The organism is Anaerobacillus sp. 63XJN7_4_ISO-PGPR-S23-413 (assembly GCF_056173725.1).
This window is the reverse complement of sequence record NZ_CM149688.1, coordinates 4043234-4061499: the sequence shown is the minus strand read 5'-3', so window position 1 is coordinate 4061499 and position 18266 is coordinate 4043234. Positions and strand designations below refer to the sequence as shown.

The window sequence follows — 18266 nt, the reverse complement described above, 5'->3', positions numbered from 1 at the left end:
TATAGCTATTGTTAGTCGTTCCATTCTTTCCATATGCCCGTTCAACAGGAGCCTTCCCTCATGATGTGTTTGATCACAAAGTGGGGGAAGGTTTTCATTTTGGAATGGGTGTTATATAATGAATGAATGATTTTGACGGAAGGAGCCTATCGCGGAATGCTCGAACGATTAAGCGAAGAAAAAGTATTTAAAGACCCTGTCCATCGCTATATTCATGTCCGATACCGTTTAATCTGGGAGCTAATTGGTACTAAGGAATTTCAGCGTTTGCGAAGGGTTCGCCAGCTCGGAACAACGTACCTAACTTTTCATGGAGCAGAACATAGTCGCTTTAGTCACTCGCTCGGTGTATACGAGATTGTAAGACGTATTAACGAGATTTTCTCTCAATATGATAGCTGGAACGAAGAGAACAGGCTATTAAGTATGTGTGCTGCGCTGTTACATGATGTAGGTCATGGACCTTTTTCACATTCATTTGAAAAAGTGTTTAACCTGGACCATGAAGACTTTACTCGGATGGTTATCCTTGGGGACACTGAAATCAATCAAGTGCTTCGAAAAGTAAGCGATGATTTCCCGTTGGAAGTGGCTGATGTAATTGCCAAAACACATAGCAACAAACTTGTGGTTAGCTTAATTTCAAGTCAAATTGACGCCGATCGAATGGATTATCTTCTTCGTGATGCCTATTTTACTGGAGTGAGCTATGGACAATTTGATATTGAACGAATTTTACGCGTCATGCGACCTGGTGATGATCAAATTGTGATTAAACAGAGCGGTATGCATGCAGTTGAAGACTATATTATGAGCCGCTATCAAATGTATTGGCAAATTTATTTCCACCCCGTGACACGAAGTGCAGAAGTGATTCTAAGTAAAATTCTCCATCGTGCAAAAAGACTGTTTGAAGAGGGTTATCATTTTCAACACGATCCGATTCACTTCTATTCACTATTTAAAGAAGATATTCGTCTAGAAGACTTTCTTAAGCTAGATGATTCTGTCGTTATGTTCTATTTCCAGATCTGGCAGGAGGAAGAGGATGATATTCTAAGAGACCTCTGTGAACGATTTATGAATCGAAGACTGTTTAAGTACATTGAGTTTAATCCAATGCAGCAAATGAATGCGTGGAGAGAGCTTTATGACTCTTTTCATGAAGCAGGTATTGATCCAGATTACTATCTTGAGGTTGATTCATCTTCTGATTTACCGTATGATTTCTATCGGCCTGGAGAAGAGGAAGAACGTTTGCCGATCCATTTGTTGAAACCAGGTGGGGATTTGCGTGAGCTTTCCCGTGAATCTGATGTGGTTGAAGCGATTTCTGGTAAGAAGCGAACAGACCACAAACTGTATTTCCCTGCAGATTTCATTCTTGAAGGAAATACAGATGCTACTCGTCGTATTAAGTCATTGCTTCAAATTGATTAGCTGTTCAAAAAGAAAAGTGATCCTGGCATGAAGACGACTTCCGCTACAGGCATCGCTAAATAGTGGTGTTTAAAACGTTGAGTTTAATTTGGGAGTGAGCTCCCGTTTCAACTGAACGTTTAAGCATCTTCTAATAGATAAGAAAGCTTTTTGGACAACCTGTAAAAAGTACATGGGAGGGGTGCAGGTTGCTAGAAGATCACGCGAAAGTGATAGCTGTGTTGAAGGAAGCCGGAGAGGTCATTGGACGTAAGAAATTACAGAAAATCATTTACATTTGTAAGAAGCTACAGTTTCCATTTAACGAGAAGTATCAATTCCATTTCTATGGACCGTATTCAGAAGAATTGACGCTACGAGTGGAAGAGCTTTGTAACCTTGGTCTTGTTACAGAGGTGAAGGAAAGCAAAGGTGGCTATTACCAATATAAATACACGGTAACAGATGAAGGTCATGAATTTCTCGGTCATTATGATTTCCAAATGCCGGAATTACATCAATGCATCGATGAAATCAATAGTCAAAGTTCACGTTTTCTTGAGCTTGTTTCAACCATTCTTTTCTTCGATCGCCTTTCAAAGGAAGAAGTGGTTGAGAAGGTTCATACCATCAAACGTAAACAGAATTATTCTGATGATGAAATTACTGAGGCCTATACATTTATAGAAAAGCTAGGATGCTAAAGGTCATTTGTATCTAGTTTAATAGAATAAGATATTTCTACAAACAAAAGGTGCCCTTAGGGGCACCTTTTGTTGCAAAAATTAACTTTTTATCGAAAATTTCTTCTGACTCATTTCAGAGAGTTTTGTAAGGTCGACTTTTGAAAGAATGACACCAGCAACAATGATTGCAATCATTTGGAGAAAAGAGAATACCAGTGTGCTGATATAGGGAAATAGAAGTTCGGATATGTTAGGCAAGGTTCCTGCCATCATAAAGACTAGCGTAAAAGAAGAGACGGTATGGAAGGTTATCCCTGAAATCAATGCAATTGTATGTCTCGTTTTAAGAAGGGTAGGAAGCCAGAATGTCGAAAGTAGAAAGTAGCCGACTAGGATAATAAGTAGTGAAAAGAAACCTGCTAGTCCCGTATACTGATAGCCTCCGGCTGCTAAAATAATCGTATAAATAAGGGACGCAAGTAGGCCAATTGAGAAGCCAATTGCGGGGGAAGAATAAAGATATTTTTTCATAATCATACCACCTTTTACAAATACTTCGAGTTCACTACATAAATACCCGTTTGATGATTAGTATAATCGTTTCTCTATATCAAAACTTGGAAAAACAAGTCGAGAAAATAGAACTTATTTGTCGAATAACAAAAAGGGTTCAAAAGTCTTACATTATTGAAATGGAGTGAGGGAGATGAAAGAAGTGAAGGTAGGGTTAGTTGGATTTGGTTTTTCGGGAGCGACTTTTCATGCGCCAGTGATTGAATCTGTACAGGGGTTAACCATCACAAAAGTGGTTACTTCTAATCCGAAGAAAGTAATTGAGCAGTTTCCAGAAATAGAAGTGGTCGCTTCAATAGACGAGCTTTTAAATGATAGAGAAATAGAGTTAGTCATTATTACGACACCGAATGAATTTCATTTCCCAATGGCGAAGCAGGCTCTTGAAGCAGGGAAACATGTTGTTCTTGAGAAACCATTCACGGTAAGTGTAGAAGAAGGAGAAGAGTTAATTCAAATAGCTAAAAACTATGACAGATTGCTAAGTGTGTATCATAACAGAAGATACGATAATGATTTTCTTACGATTCAGAAGCTCATAAAAGAAGAGGAGCTTGGAACGGTCCTTTCGTACGAGGCGCATTATGATCGGTATAGTGCGGAGGTACATGATCGTTGGCGCGAGCAGGATAAGAAGGGATCTGGTATTCTCTTTGACCTGGGTTCTCATTTAATCGACCAGGCACTGACTCTATTTGGCGAGCCTGAGGCCGTATATGGAGATGTTTTGACTCAAAAAGAAGAAGGGAAAACGGACGATTACTTTCACTTGGTTTTGCATTACGGAAAAAGAAGAGTGATTCTCCACGCTGGCTCTCTCGTAAAAAAACACGGACCTCGCTATCAAATTCATGGGATAAAGGGATCGTTTGTAAAATGGGGTATTGATCCTCAGGAAGAAGCGCTGAAAAAGGGACAATTACCAGGGGATGAGCACTGGGGAGAAGACGAGAGCGATCAGTACGGCGTGCTAACGAAAGATAATCGCGATAGAGTGATTCCAACCACACCTGGTTCTTATCAAACATACTACATAGAACTGCACCGAGCGATTTGTGAACAAAGTACTGCGCCTGTAACAGCAAGAGAAGCCCTTAAAGTAATTAAAGTGATCGAGCTTGCATTAAAGAGTAGTGAAGAGAAAAGGTTAGTGAAATGGGTATGAAAAAAGATCTGCCCTGAATGGGCAGATCTTTTTGGTTAAGCATGTGGGAGGAAAGCGAGCTGGTAGAAGAATAACACAGCGAAAAGATAAAGAAGCGGATGAACCTCACGCCATTTCCCTTTTACGATCTTTAAAATGGGGTACGTAATAAACCCAAGCGCGATTCCTGTTGCAATACTTGCCGTAAGTGGCATTGTGAGAATGATCAAGAAGGCAGGAAACGCCTCATCAAATTCACTCCAATCAATTTTACCAACGGCGCCAATCATTAAGCTTCCGACGATGATAAGAGTGGGAGCTGTGATGGCGGAAAGTCCAGATAGAGAACCGACAAGTGGTCCAAAGAAAGCTGAGACGATAAAGAGTACAGAAACGACGACTGATGTTAACCCAGTTCGCCCGCCGGCAGCAACACCAGCAGAGGATTCAAGGTAAGCACTAGTTGGGCTTGTTCCAAAGATCGCTCCGACAGTTGTTCCGATCGAGTCAGCAAGAAGTGCCTGACGTGCACGTGGCATTTTCTTTCCTTTCATCAAACCAGCCTGTTCTGCCACACCGACCATTGTGCCCGTCGTATCAAAGAGTGTGACGAGTAGGAATGAGAAGACAACGGCATATAATCCGTATTCAATCATATCCTTAATGGCCTGAAGTGGACTTCCGAAGATGAAAAGTTCGGGAGCAGAAGGTGCTTGCATGAAGCCTTCCTTAAATTCAAGCTGTCCTGTAAAAATAGCAATGATAGCCGTGATGATCATTCCGAAGAAGAGTGCACCTGGAACATTTCGGGCCATCAGAATAAGTGTAATCATAAGTCCAAAAAGCGCTAGAAGAACTTCAGGGGAATGAAGATTTCCTAGACCAACAAGGTTTTCTTCATCCGCGACGATAATCCCTGTCATGCGAAGTCCGATAAACGCGATGAAAAGTCCGATACCTGCTGTAATACCAAGCTTCAAATTCGTAGGAATGGCTTCGATAAGCTTTTCGCGAAACGGTGTTAATGAAAGAATAATGAACAGTAGTCCGGCAATAAATACGGCACCAAAGGCAACCTGGTAGGATACGCCTGCTTGTCCACCTACAACGGAGAACGCAAAGTAGGCGTTCAGCCCCATACCTGGAGCGATCGCGATTGGATAATTCGCGAAAAGTCCCATCCATAGTGTTCCAACAACAGCTGCAATAATCGTGGCAATGAAGACGGTATCGAATGGCACGCCTGTTGAAGATAGTATAATTGGGTTAACTATTACAATATATACCATTGTCAGGAAAGTCGTTAATCCTGCAAGGAATTCTGTTTTAACGTTTGTTCCATTTTCTTTTAAGCGGAAAAAGGAGTTAAACATGATAATACCTCCATTAAATACGAACGTTTTTTAAACACAAATACTATAATATTCGTAATAAAGCTGTTTGACAAGGGGTAATCTAAAATAGTTGATGATAAAGGTGTGAATGGCTGTCGGATGAATACACAAGTGTAATTGTGATAAAATGAGAGCGGACAATTGTGAATGAAGGAGGTACAAAGAATGGCAAATGAAGAAGAACAAAAACCAAAAAAGAAGCCTTCAACAGGTTTTAATATTTTAAGTGGGGACTCCACAGATGGACACGGCGGTTATGGAGTAGGAACGATCAACCTCGATAACGTTTCCCCTGTGATTATCGATCCGACAACGGATGAAATTTATGTTGATGTTGGCGCATTGCATGCACGTAGTGCCCTTGAGAAACGGAAGAAGCTCGTTAAGACACGTGAAGAAGTACCTGATGGGCATACTGCTTGGATCGTATGGGTTACCCTTCAACGAAGTGAAGAAGGACCTTTCTATTATGGCATTGGTGCCTGTGAATTCTTCTTAAATGCCGAAGCGAAGCGGGCATGGAAAAGCATGCCAGAGCATGTGAATAATATGGATAAATCCATGAAAGGTAAGGTGGTCGTGGACCATATGGATGACAAATCCAAAAAAATGCTTCGTGAGTATTTGATTGAGTTCGATAAAGACGTCTATGAGCGTTCAAGTGATGACGTGAAATTAGGACTTCAAGACTAACTTTCATATCGTTTTCTGACTAATTGATAAAATCACTTGAGGTTTCCTAAAACTGAGCGTAAACTTATGTATACGCAACACATATAGCTAGGACCCAAAGCAGCCCGGGGAATCTTCCCCGGGCTGTTCTGGTTGTCTCCGAAAATGAAGTGAGCGCTTCCATGTTATACTCTTATATGTAGAAAGGGTGAGCTAAATGTGGAATCAAATCCCTCGTGAGAAAAAGAAAGAGCTTATTGAGCGCATTCAATCATATTTCTATGATGAACGTGATGAAGAAATAGGTGAGCTCGCAGCAGAGAATTTTCTCCATTTTGTTATGGCAGAGATCGGGCCAACTCTATACAATGCCGGTATTTCAGATGCAATTGGCATGACAGAGCAGAAGTGGATGAGTATTGAGCAAGACCTTGAAGCATTAAAGAAAGCAGATCCAAAATAAAGGGCTAATCAAAAGACGGATGTACTCATCCGTCTTTTTTAACGGACCCATTGGAAGAATCGCTCCAAAAGTCCTTTCTGTTCATTTTCTTTTCCATTAGGGACCGTTCCGGGATGATCTTCACAAAGGTGAGTTGGTTCGGTTCCTTCTATATAATAAGTTAAGCGTTTCACAGGACAGTTTTCAGTAGCGATTAAACCTGTTTGCGTATCAATTTCAACACCGACAACATTTTCAGGCTGCTCGAAATCGGTCGCTTTTTCTTCCGCCAGTGCATCCTCAATGAAATTCACCCAGATTTTCTTCGTATACGAACCATCGTTTCGATGATTTAGCTTCTCTCCTCTGTCATAACCAACCCAGACGGCCGCTGTTAACTGAGGCGTAAATCCAACCATCCAGCTATCAGTTGAAGTAGAACCTGTTTTAGCGGCAGCTGGACGTGTTAATAGATGATCAACGCCTGAGCCTGTTACACGCGTATAATCATTTAAGGATTCATCGAAAACACCCGTCATCATGCTTGTCGTGACAAAGGCAGCATCAGGATCCAATACAAGTTCAGATTCAGATTTGTGTTCGTAGATGACCTTTCCATCTCGATCCGTGACTTTTTCAATATAATAAGGTGAGACGCCATATCCACCGTTAGCAAGCATACTATAGGCTTCCGTCATTTCCATCATACCTACGGGCTTAGTGCCGAGAGCTAATGAGGGAATAGCAGACAGCTTACTTCTAATGCCGAATGATTTGGCTGTATTCACAAGCGTTTTTTCTTCTAGAAACATGTGTGTTTTCACAGCGACTATATTATCTGAAAGGGCAAGTGCCTGGGCGAGTGTGATTTCATCATTCGCGTAAACATCCCCATAATTATGAGGTGAGTAGGTTTTGCGTTCATTATCATAGTAAAAAGTTGTAGGTTCACTGCGAATAAGCGTAGACGGCGTAAAGCCATTTTTGATTGCGGCATAATAAAGCAGCGGCTTAAACGTCGATCCTGGTGTCCTTTTGGCCATTGTTGCTCGGTTGAATTTACTTTCTGTATAATCGCGGCCACCAATCATTACTTTTACAGCTCCTGATGTAGGCTCCATCGCTACGAGAGCAGCTTGTATGTCGCTTTTTTTATCAATACTTGATTCTACCCATTTTTCGGCAGCATTTTGCATTGATGTATCAAGCGTCGTATAAACGTGTAATCCTCCTTGCTCAATAACACGTTCATCAAGTGAAAGTACGGATTTTAATTGCTTCTTAACCTCTTGTGCAAAATATGGAGCAATTTCAGGCTTAGTATCTTCTGTAAAGGTTTCGAGAGCCATCTGTTCCATATCTGCCTGTTTTGCTTCTGATTCGGTTAGAGCATGATTAGTTACCATCGCTTGAAGTACCGTGCTTTGTCGTTCCTCTGCTCTTTCTGCATCAGCATATGGAGAGTAATAACCTGGTCCTTTTGGAATGCCGGCGAGCATGGCAGACTCAGCAACCGAAAGACCCTCAGCTTTTTTTCCGAAGTACGTTCTTGCGGCTGATTCTATTCCGTATGAGCCGTGACCATAATAAATCGTATTTAAATATCCTTCTAGAATGTCTTCCTTTGAATAATGAACTTCAAGTCGATAAGCATAGAAAGCTTCTGCGATTTTTCGTTTCCACGTCTTATCATGTTCCAAAAATAGATTACGGGCGTATTGCTGCGTAATCGTACTTGCTCCTTGAACCTTGGCCATCGCTTTTATATCAGCGAGAATAGCCCCGCCAATGCGTTTGAAGTCAAAGCCCATATGATCATAAAAATGCCGATCTTCAATGGCAATCGTGGCATCTATGACATGAGGAGAAATGTGATCAAGGTCAACCCAGTAGCGATTCTGACCGTCTTTATTACTCTCGCTAATTACATTTTCTTTATGATCATAATAAATCGTTGTTTGCGGTACTTGAAGCTCAGGAGCTCCCATGAAAACAGTTAGCAAATAGAGCGATCCAACGGATAGCCCGATTATTACAATACATATCATCATTAGCCTACTTAGAAGCATTGTCCAACGCTTCCAATAATGGAATCGCTCAGTTCTGAGCCATTTCATGTGGTTCACCCCCACATCATCTTAAATCTAGTATGTGACAATCTAGAAACTCTTAAACACGTTTCTCTTCGGTAATTGTCCTTTTTATCCAACGCGGATAGGCTAGAATGGGCGAATGCGTTTCTTCAGATGAACAAGGGAAAATATTTGTCCAGCTTTTGAATAGGATGAACTATAATGAATGTTACTGAGAGCAGGGAGAGAAGAGTATGGAGATGATGATTGCGATTATCCTTGGAATTGTAGAAGGGATAACGGAATTTCTGCCCGTTTCATCTACAGGTCATTTGATTTTAACGGGATATTGGCTTGGTTTTACTGGTGAACGGGCAAAAACATTTGAGATTGTGATTCAGCTTGGCTCTATTTTAGCTGTGGTAGTGATGTATCGGCATCGATTTGCGGATTTATTATCACCAAATAGCGAGAGAAAAGGATTAACCCTGATTCATCTTATGTTTGGAATGATTCCAGCTGTCGTAGCAGGATTTCTTCTTCATGGCTTTATTAAAAGTTATCTTTTCTCCCCTTACACGGTTGTGATCGGACTTGTGATTGGTGGCGTGTTAATGATCATAGCTGACTTGAAAAAGGGGGCGCCAATTAGCTGGAGCCTGGATGAATTAACATGGAAGCAGGCTTTTTCTATTGGAGTATTTCAATGTCTTGCTCTCTGGCCTGGATTTTCAAGGTCAGGTGCAACGATCTCAGGTGGCGTCTTGCTCGGAACAACGCATAAAACAGCTGCTGAATTTTCATTTATTCTAGCTGTACCAATGATGGTAGCTGCGAGTGGGTATGATTTATTGCAAAGTTATCAGTATTTATCTGTATCCGACATTCCTGTGTTCCTAACAGGCTTTTTAACAGCCTTTTTAGTGGCGCTTTTGGCTATTGTAACATTTATTAAATTCATTGAACGCGTCCGTCTCATCCCTTTTGCGATTTACAGATTTGTGCTTGCTTTTTTTGTTTGGATGATTTTATTTTAGTGTTAATAGAGTTGTTCACTTAAATAACTTTTTGAACCGACAGTTGAAAGTATAAAATTCTCTTGCTTTTTACACAGAGTCGACTATACTTTTCTTGTACTTTAAGAATGCTTAGATACATTTTTTTGCTATATACTAATGGTGTTTGGACCTATGTGGTTCGGGAACGGACTTAGTGTAGCAATGACATAGAGGAGTGGTTTACATGGAATTATGGTACACAGAGAAACAAACGGAACGCTTCGGCATTACGGCGAAAATTAAGCAGACGCTGCATACGGAACAAACGGACTTTCAGCGTCTTGATATGATTGAAACAGAAGAATTCGGTAACATGCTCGTACTCGACGGTATGGTTATGACAACGGAGAAGGATGAGTTTGTTTACCATGAGATGGTCGCACACGTGCCCCTTTTCACACATCCAAACCCGAAACACGTTCTTGTTGTTGGTGGCGGTGATGGAGGCGTTATTCGTGAAGTATTGAAGCATCCGTCTGTTGAAAAAGCAACGCTTGTTGAAATCGATGGCAAAGTGATCGAGTATTCGAAAAAGTACTTACCTACTATCGCAGGAGCGCTAGATAACGAGCGTGTTGAGGTCCTCGTTGATGATGGCTTTATGCATATCGCGAAAAGCGAAGGCGAGTATGACGTGATCATGGTTGATTCCACTGAGCCGGTAGGACCAGCTGCAAAGCTTTTTGAACGTGGTTTCTATGAAGGTATTTCAAAAGCACTAAAAGAAGATGGTATTTTCGTTGCGCAGACGGACAACCCTTGGTTTAAAGCAGACTTAATTACGCAAGTATCAAAAGATGTAAGAGAAATCTTCCCGATTACGCGCGTATACACAGCGAACATTCCAACTTACCCGAGTGGCCTGTGGACGTTTACGATTGGATCTAAAAAGAATGATCCGCTTGAAGTACCTGAAAGTCGCTTCCACGAGATTGAGACTAAGTACTATACGAAAGAGCTTCACAATGCTTGCTTCGCACTTCCGAAATTCGTACAGGACCTTGTAAAATGAGCATGAAATTCGATGAAGCTTATTCAGGTAACGTGTTTATTCTAAGTAACCCATCCTTCGACGAAAGTAATGTGGTTATCTATGGTATGCCAATGGACTGGACAGTTAGCTTTCGTCCCGGATCTCGCTTTGGGCCAGGACGCATTCGTGAGGCTTCATTAGGACTTGAAGAATATAGTCCTTATGCAGATCGTCATCTTGAAGAAATTCGTTATTTCGATGCAGGAGATATTCCACTTCCATTCGGTAATCCTCAGCGAAGCATAGATATGATTGAGGAATATCTTGATTCTTTGCTTGAAGCGGGAAAATTCCCACTTGGTATGGGTGGGGAGCACCTTGTAACGTGGCCCATTCTAAAAGCTTTTCACAAAAAATACGATGATCTTGCGTTGATCCATATCGATGCACACGCGGATTTGCGTGAAGAGTATGAAGGAGAGCCTCTTTCTCACTCCACACCTGTTCGTAAAATTTGTGGATTGATTGGTGCTGAGAACGTATACTCATTCGGCATTCGTTCTGGTATGCGTGAAGAGTTTCAATTCGCAAAAGAATCCGGTATGCACATGCACAAATTTGAAGTAGCAGAACCACTTAAAAAAGTCCTACCAACGCTTAGAGGACGCAATGTGTATGTAACGATTGATATCGATGTTCTTGACCCTGCTCATGCGCCTGGGACAGGCACAGCTGAAGCAGGTGGGATCACATCCAAAGAGTTGCTTGAGGCGATCTCAGCCATTGCTGGTTCTGAAATAAACGTCGTTGGTGCGGATCTTGTTGAAGTTGCACCAGCTTATGACCCATCCGAACAAACGCCGATTGCGGCTAGTAAATTTATCCGTGAAATGCTTCTCGGCTGGACTCACAAAAAATAATCCAGAGAGGCTGTATTCATTTTGAATACAGTCTTTTTTTGTTTGGATGCTCTGTATGTTCCGTGCGCGACTTTTAGCTTATTTGAGTGAAACCTTAGTTTTACACTGCATATATGAGCTAAAAATCAACACAGAAAATGAGCTGGGGTGGACAAGGCGCTTCCGCTTTTGATGATCTAGCTTCAGCGCCTACCCCCTCGAGGTCTTAAGTCATCTCTCATTGTGACAAAGAACGTCACATTGAGAGTCGCCTTAAGCTGGTCGGGGGTGGACAAGGCGCTGCCGCTTTTCTTATAATAAGAAAGTTAATGATTTAGTAAGGACGTGAAGTGATGAGTGATCATCCGATTGAAATAACCATTGATTCCCGTATCCAATCGGGAAAAGAAAAAGAATCTACAAACTATTCCGTGCAGGGAAACCTCGTTGAAAAGGGAGAGGCGCTTTATTTACGCTATGAAGAAAGCCTTGAGATTGGCAAGGTTTCAACTACTGTTAAAATAGATAAAGAGCAAGTGACCGTGATTCGAAGAGGGGCGCTATCGATGCGTCAGCAATTTGCGCCAGGACAAGTGTCAGAATCTCTATATAAAACACCGTTCGGATCGATGCCGATGCAAATCCGGACGGAACGAATTGAGCAATTGGTGGACAAGGAGAAGCACAAAGGACGCCTAACGCTTCGCTATTTGCTTAACCTCGAGGAAGATGAAACGCAGCGACACGAACTGTCGCTAAGCTGGAAAGGAGCAAGTCAATGAACAGTGTGGAACAAAAGAAAGAACAGCTAAAAGAAGAAATCAAGCAGGCCGTATTAAAGGCTAGTCTTGCATCAGAGAGTGAAATGCCGGAAGTGATTTTGGAATCACCTAAAGACAAGGCTCACGGTGACTATGCGACGAACATGGCGATGCAGCTTGCTCGTATCGCGAAAAAAGCGCCGAGAGCTATTGCTAAGGATCTTAAAGCAAATCTTGATATGACAAAAGCAGGGATTAAGCAGATTGATATCGCTGGTCCTGGGTTTATTAACTTTTTTATGGATACTGCTTATTTAACAGAGCTCATTCCAACGATTCTTGATAAAGGAAACAACTATGGCCGATCTGCAGACAAGAATGAAAAAATCCAAGTAGAGTTCGTTTCAGCGAACCCGACTGGAAGCCTGCACCTTGGTCATGCACGAGGAGCGGCTGTAGGTGATACGCTTTGTAATGTGCTTGATCGTGCCGGTTATGATGTTTCGCGTGAATATTACATCAATGACGCTGGGAACCAGATTCATAATTTAACGGTTTCTCTTGAAGCTCGCTACATGCAAGCACTTGGAAAAGAAAAGGACATGCCTGAAGATGGCTATCAAGGTCAGGATATCGTTCAGTTCGGGAAAGATCTTGTCGAGAAGGAAGGCGACCGTCTACTTCAACTCGATGAGAAAGAGCGCTATGCTTACTTCCGCGAGTACGGTCTTGAGCGCGAGCTTGAGAAGCTAAAGAAGGATTTGAAAGAATTTGGTGTTGAATTCGATGTCTGGTTCTCTGAGACTTCTCTTTATCAATCAAGCAAAATCGATGATGTTCTTGCGAAGCTAAATGAACGCGGTGAAACATTTGAGCAGGACGGTGCTACGTGGTTCCGCTCGACTACTTACGGCGATGACAAAGATCGCGTCTTGATTAAAGGCGATGGTTCTTATACGTATCTAACTCCGGATATTGCTTACCACCAAGATAAACTTTCTCGTGGATTCGATAAGCTGATTAACATTTGGGGAGCTGACCACCACGGCTATATTCCAAGAATGAAAGCGGCAATCGAAGCACTTGGTTATAAGCGTGAGCAGCTAGAAGTGGAAATTATTCAAATGGTGAACCTCTTTAAAGATGGTGAAAAAATGAAGATGAGTAAGCGAACAGGTAAAGCTGTTACGCTTCGTGAATTGATGGATGAAGTCGGTATCGATGCAATGCGCTATTTCTTCTCAATGCGCAGCTCAGATTCTCACCTTGATTTTGATATGGACCTTGCCGTATCACGCTCGAATGAAAACCCTGTGTATTACGTGCAATATGCGCACGCTCGCGTATGCAGTATTCTTCGTCAGGGAGAAGAGATGGGGCTAACAGAAGATGCGGATCTATCTCTCATTACATCTGAGAAAGAAATGGACCTTCTTAAGAAGCTCGGTGAATTGCCTGAAGCGATTGCGGAAGCAGCGGATAAGCGTATGACGCATCGCATTACAAACTATTCATTTGAACTTGCTCAAGCACTACACAGCTTCTACAATGCTGAACGAGTTCTTGATCCAGAAGATCTTGCGAAAAGTGCGGCTCGTTTCAAACTTATGAAAGCCGTTCGTCAAACGATTCAAAACACCCTTGAAATCATTGGCGTCACTGCACCAGAGAAAATGTAATAAAAAGAGGCTGGGACAAAACCCAGTAAATTAAAATAAGAGTGGCCCTGCGGACAAAGAATTTGTTCGCAGGGCCACTCTTTCTATATTTTCATCTTAATTTAACAATAAAATAAGGACAACCTCTGATAAAATTATAGTTACCACACAATAACCATCGGAGGTGCCCTTATGTTTAAAGATTATAACATGAATCAAGTGATTTTGCCCTTAGATTTAGAAATGAAATTACAAGAAAATGATATCGCCTATGCCGTCCATGAGTTGGTCGAACAGATTCCGGATGAAGCTTTTTCTGCGTTCCTACGTGATACGGGATGCCCTGCTTATCACCCACGTATGATGATGAAAGTTATTTTATGTGCGTACACCCAATCGGCTTTTTCAGGAAGAAAGATTGAAGGTCTCCTCAAGGATAGTGTACGGATGATGTGGTTAGCGCAAGGGTATGAACCCAGCTATCGCACAATCAATCGGTTCCGTGTCCACCCAGAAGTCAAAGAACTTCTTCGTCAGGGCTTCGTACAGTTTCGTTGTCAGCTCGTTCAAAAAGACCTCATTGATGATGAAGCGATCTTTATTGATGGTACGAAGATTGAAGCGAATGCCAATAAGTTTACATTTGTGTGGCGCAAGGCTGTTGAAAGGTACAGCGAGAGTCTGATTGAAAAGTCGAATGCGATGTACGATGAGTTGATTGAAAAAGAAGTGATCCCCGAAATCGAACGGGAAAGTCCAGAACAACTTTCCATTAAAGAACTTTCTAAAATAGAAGAAAAGCTAGAAGAAAAAGTCGGAGAATACAATGAGAAGATTGAAACCAGTGCCGATGTAACCGAACGAAAAAAGCTTCGTTCAGAGCGAAAAGGACCGAAGCAGTTCCTTAAACAAATGAAGGATTTCGTATTGCGCAAAACAAAATACGAAAACGATATGGCTATCTTCAAAGAACGGAACAGTTATTCCAAAACCGATCATGATGCCACGTTCATGCGCATGAAAGATGACTATATGAAAAATGGGCAACTCAAAGCCGGTTACAATCTCCAGATTGCGACGGAGGGACAATATACGCTCGCTTATGATATCTTCCCGAATCCAACGGATACACGCACATTTCGTCCCTTTCTAGATCGTGTGGAGAATGATTTCTTTAAACTCCCACCTTACATCGTCGCGGATGCCGGTTATGGAAGCGAAGAAAACTACATCGATGTCCTGGAGAATCGCAAGCGAATCCCTCTCATCACGTACAATACCTATCGCAAAGAGAAAAAGAAGAGCTTTACGAAGGATACGTTTCGCGTATCCAACTGGGACTACAATGAAGAAGAAGATTTATTCACATGCCCAAATGGGAAATTGTTGCCGTTCCGTTACGTCTCTCATCGCACTGACCGGAGTGGCTTCAAACGAGAATTTAAAGTTTATGAATGCGAAGATTGTACCGGTTGTCCCTTACGTAAACAATGTACAAAGACCAAAGATGGCACGAATCGGAGAGTCTATTACAATACCAAGTGGGAACAACAAAAGAATAAGGTTAAAGAGCTGCTTTCGGACGAAAAAACAGGTGAAATCTACGGTCAACGGAAAATCGATGTAGAGCCAGTTTTTGGATTTCTGAAGGCTATTTTGGGTTTCACTCGGATGTCCGTAAGGGGCAAAGAGAAGGTCAAAAATGAAATGGGCTTTGCGCTCATGGCGGTGAACTTGAGAAAGTACACCGCCATGAGTGCAGAGTGATCCAATAATCTTAGGAATAACCAAACAAAAAAGGTTCCGTTCATCAAAAACGCTGAACGGAACCTTTTTTCATTATTTCAAGCTAGTTATGTCCCAGCCTCTTTCTATTTATGCGAATGATACGTTGATTAATTTTAAACTGGTTTCGTAGGTTAAAAACTCTTACACGCTCACATTTTTTATAATGAATCGGTCATTCGGTCATACTTTAAAAAAGGGGTGATGTGATGAAGACAGTTTTGATTGCAACATTAACAGGATTTTTGGTCGGGTTAATTTTTGCGTTTTTGAAGCTACCCATCCCAGCTCCACCTGCATTCGCAGGCATTGCTGGGATTGTTGGGATATACCTTGGATTTAAGGCGTATGAATGGTTATCAGGGTTCTGGTCACTGTAGATTGAGCTTTTTGGTAGCTGCATCGATAGCGAAATGATTTTTTATTTCCATAATACAGAACCTCCACTAAGTCTTTTGACGCCACGTATCGCTGAAAGATCGTCGACAAGCTGCAGAGCTGCGAGGTCTTTTTTCTTTGCTTCAATCATGATGTCAGCATCTTCTCCGTATTCCTTCAACATGTCTATAAACGGAATGGCAAACTCACTGTCCACATAATCTGCATGACTCCGGTAGGCGCTAGCAGATTTGGGAGAGGAAAGGTGGTATTTCGGTAGAAGTCCTTTTGGCTTCCATGTTTCATGAACGCGTTCAAAAAAGCGCTCAGGTAGTCCGTCGCCTGGATTCGCTAGATGATGATGGTAATCGAAAATAAACGGGACGCCTGTTTGCTCACATGCCTCGAGCGTTTCTTTCGCATTGTATGTTTTATCATCATTTTCAAGCGTCACATGCGAGCGAAGATGAGAAGGAATGGAATCAAAATTCGCGTAAAAACGCTTAAGGGTTTCCTCTTTATCTCCGTAAGCTCCACCAATATGTATATTAACGATGGAGCGAGAGTCTAGTCCCATCGCATCTAGCATAGCAACATGATAGTTCAAGTCACCTATAGCATTGTCCGTTACGTGTTGTTTTGGGCTTGTAAAAAGAGTGAATTGGTTCGGGTGAAAGCTCACACGAAGGCGGTGCTTTTGAACAAGCTCACCGATCTCTTCAAACATGTCACGGAAAGGCGTAATGTAATCCCACTTTGCTTCAGGATGCGTCGCAAGCGGAACAATGGAAGAAGACATACGATACAAATCAATTTCATGTGCAATATTGTAGTGCAGCGCACGTAACGTACTCTTTAAATTCGTTTCTGTAATTGTATGAAGCTTCTCTGAACGTTCTTCTTCAAAAAGCTTTGACCAGGTGGAAAAAGTCATTGTACGCGACGGTGAAGCTTCGTGCAACGCAAGTGCGTTTGATACATATCCAAATCTGAGCTTCATAATAAGTGGTCTCCTTTCAAAAAAAGGGCTGGTCATTTCTTTCCCTGTGCAAGCGAATTGAAACAAAGGAAAGCACATCGAACTTTTTAAAGAAACGGACTGAAGAGTCTTGCTAGTGGGGCAAGCACTCGGTTTCCGATCGTTCGATCTTGAAGTCTCTTCAAGTCCAGACGTTCACATTGTAGAATGTCTTTTTGGATCGCTTCTTTGATTTCAACAATGAGAGAAGGAGTGCTGATAATGCAGTTGATTTCCCCATTAATGTGGAAACTTCGTTGATCAAAATTCGCTGTACCAATGTCACACAATGTCTCATCAATGATCATAACTTTGGCGTGGTAGAAGCCATTCATATATTGATAAACTTCTCCACCGGCACGAATCAGTTCAACGAGGTATTCATATGAAGCTTCTTTTACAAGAGGATGGTCGGCACGCATTGGCAAAATAACCTGGACTTTAATACCGCATTTCAGGGCGCGTAGCAGGCTCGTTTGAACAGTTTGTCCTGGAATGTAATAGGGGGAGCCAATGATAATAGATGTTGTAGCTTTATCAATATACGAGGCAAAAGCTTCCTCTACGCTATTACCATTCGTAATATGAAACGAGACTTTATGCTGACCTGTTTCGAGCGGCGGTATATAAACGTTATGCTTATTAATAGGGGAATGACTCTCTTCCCAATCAAGGAAAAATTGATCTTGAAGTCCTTGCACGGCTTCGCCAGTCACGCGAAGGTGATAATCTCGCCAATATCCAAACTTAGGATCCTTCCCTACATATTCGTTTCCAACGTTAAAGCCACCAACGTAGCCAATCTCTCCATCAATAACAGTGATTTTTCGATGATTACGCTCATTTATGGAAGTGAAAAATCGTGTGAAAGAAATTTTTCTGGAATAGGAAAAAACGATGCCACAGGAGGTCATTTTTCTTATGGTGGCTTTCTTTAAGCTGTGACTACCTCCATAGTCCACGAGTAAATAGACAGAGACGCCAGAGGTTGCTTTTTGACAAAGATGCTCGATAATGATATGTCCCGTGGCGTCATCTCGAAAAATATAAAACATCATATGAATTTGATAGACTGCAGCATCAATATCATTTATTAGTGCTCTAAAAAAATCATCTCCATCATTAATGAAAGTCAGGTTTCCCGTCATTTTTTGACGTGAAGAGGAAGGAGCGAGTTTTCTTTTCTTATTGCCTGTATGAAGGTCGGTTATTAACCACAATATGAGTGCGAGTAGGACTGTTAAAAAGATCTCCACGATTTTCCCTTCCTTTCAATAGTTACTGTTGACTTAGTTTGTCCTAAACTTAAAAAAAGTAAAAAAAATTCTCTGACT

General features: G+C 41.7%; 17 protein-coding genes. 12 read left to right on the top strand and 5 right to left on the bottom strand.

Annotated elements, in window-relative coordinates:
• The first annotated feature begins 126 nt into the window (after positions 1-126).
• Together AC0VYO_RS20915 and AC0VYO_RS20910 are read left to right on the top strand one after the other, a co-directional pair.
• Positions 127-1440, top strand: coding sequence for an HD domain-containing protein (locus tag AC0VYO_RS20915; protein ID WP_427409017.1), 1314 nt, complete (start codon positions 127-129; stop codon positions 1438-1440).
• A 188-nt stretch (positions 1441-1628) separates the two neighbouring features.
• Entirely contained in the window at positions 1629-2123 is a 495-nt protein-coding gene (locus AC0VYO_RS20910; protein ID WP_194218338.1) for a YwgA family protein, read from the top strand.
• Positions 2124-2204: 81 nt separating this feature from the next.
• On the opposite strand, the gene AC0VYO_RS20905 is transcribed toward AC0VYO_RS20910, so the two are convergent.
• The gene (locus AC0VYO_RS20905; RefSeq protein WP_430245224.1) at positions 2205-2636 is read right to left on the bottom strand and encodes a hypothetical protein; all 432 of its coding nucleotides are present in this window, start codon (positions 2634-2636) and stop codon (positions 2205-2207) included.
• A gap of 175 nt (positions 2637-2811) precedes the next feature.
• Between AC0VYO_RS20905 and AC0VYO_RS20900 the strand changes: the two genes are divergently transcribed.
• A complete protein-coding gene (locus tag AC0VYO_RS20900; protein ID WP_475368195.1) occupies positions 2812-3843 on the top strand; it encodes an oxidoreductase in 1032 nt (343 codons plus the stop codon).
• 35 nt (positions 3844-3878) lie between these two features.
• Here the strand turns inward: AC0VYO_RS20900 and AC0VYO_RS20895 are convergent, their stop codons facing one another.
• Positions 3879-5195 carry an NCS2 family permease gene (locus AC0VYO_RS20895; protein ID WP_475368194.1) on the bottom strand — a complete coding sequence of 439 codons (1317 nt, stop codon included), beginning with the start codon at positions 5193-5195 and terminating at the stop codon, positions 3879-3881.
• A 186-nt stretch (positions 5196-5381) separates the two neighbouring features.
• Here AC0VYO_RS20895 and AC0VYO_RS20890 point away from each other — a divergent pair, with 186 nt between their 5' ends.
• Both AC0VYO_RS20890 and AC0VYO_RS20885 read left to right on the top strand, forming a co-directional pair.
• A complete protein-coding gene (locus tag AC0VYO_RS20890) occupies positions 5382-5909 on the top strand; it encodes a YwhD family protein (protein WP_303532471.1) in 528 nt (175 codons plus the stop codon).
• Positions 5910-6105: 196 nt separating this feature from the next.
• Positions 6106-6351, top strand: a complete 246-nt coding sequence (locus AC0VYO_RS20885) for a DUF2164 domain-containing protein (protein ID WP_194218343.1) — start codon at positions 6106-6108, stop codon at positions 6349-6351.
• Positions 6352-6389: 38 nt separating this feature from the next.
• Here AC0VYO_RS20885 and AC0VYO_RS20880 read toward each other — a convergent pair whose 3' ends face one another.
• Positions 6390-8447 carry a transglycosylase domain-containing protein gene (locus AC0VYO_RS20880; RefSeq protein ID WP_475368193.1) on the bottom strand — a complete coding sequence of 686 codons (2058 nt, stop codon included), beginning with the start codon at positions 8445-8447 and terminating at the stop codon, positions 6390-6392.
• A gap of 209 nt (positions 8448-8656) precedes the next feature.
• Between AC0VYO_RS20880 and bacA the strand changes: the two genes are divergently transcribed.
• From bacA to AC0VYO_RS20845, 7 genes are all read left to right on the top strand, one after another.
• Complete coding sequence (gene bacA, locus AC0VYO_RS20875; protein WP_475366166.1) at positions 8657-9439, top strand: undecaprenyl-diphosphate phosphatase; 783 nt, start codon at positions 8657-8659, stop codon at positions 9437-9439.
• Between the two features lie 205 nt (positions 9440-9644).
• A complete protein-coding gene (gene speE / locus AC0VYO_RS20870; RefSeq protein ID WP_194218346.1) occupies positions 9645-10472 on the top strand; it encodes a polyamine aminopropyltransferase in 828 nt (275 codons plus the stop codon).
• Between the two features lie 2 nt (positions 10473-10474).
• Positions 10475-11353: an agmatinase gene (gene speB / locus AC0VYO_RS20865; RefSeq protein ID WP_475367534.1), complete on the top strand. Its 879-nt coding sequence runs from the start codon at positions 10475-10477 to the stop codon at positions 11351-11353.
• A 332-nt stretch (positions 11354-11685) separates the two neighbouring features.
• Positions 11686-12114: a YwiB family protein gene (locus AC0VYO_RS20860; protein ID WP_194218347.1), complete on the top strand. Its 429-nt coding sequence runs from the start codon at positions 11686-11688 to the stop codon at positions 12112-12114.
• A complete protein-coding gene (gene argS / locus AC0VYO_RS20855; protein WP_475366165.1) occupies positions 12111-13772 on the top strand; it encodes an arginine--tRNA ligase in 1662 nt (553 codons plus the stop codon). Before AC0VYO_RS20860 ends, argS begins: the two co-directional genes overlap by 4 nt.
• A 171-nt stretch (positions 13773-13943) precedes the next feature.
• Positions 13944-15518: an IS1182 family transposase gene (locus AC0VYO_RS20850; RefSeq protein WP_475367971.1), complete on the top strand. Its 1575-nt coding sequence runs from the start codon at positions 13944-13946 to the stop codon at positions 15516-15518.
• Between the two features lie 227 nt (positions 15519-15745).
• Complete coding sequence (locus AC0VYO_RS20845; RefSeq protein ID WP_194218349.1) at positions 15746-15916, top strand: XapX domain-containing protein; 171 nt, start codon at positions 15746-15748, stop codon at positions 15914-15916.
• A gap of 41 nt (positions 15917-15957) precedes the next feature.
• On the opposite strand, the gene uvsE is transcribed toward AC0VYO_RS20845, so the two are convergent.
• The gene (gene uvsE, locus AC0VYO_RS20840; RefSeq protein WP_475368192.1) at positions 15958-16914 is read right to left on the bottom strand and encodes a UV DNA damage repair endonuclease UvsE; all 957 of its coding nucleotides are present in this window, start codon (positions 16912-16914) and stop codon (positions 15958-15960) included.
• An 86-nt stretch (positions 16915-17000) separates the two neighbouring features.
• Positions 17001-18188 (bottom strand): cardiolipin synthase, encoded by a 1188-nt coding sequence (gene cls / locus AC0VYO_RS20835; RefSeq protein WP_475368191.1) that lies wholly within the window; start codon positions 18186-18188, stop codon positions 17001-17003.
• Positions 18189-18266: the final 78 nt, after the last annotated feature.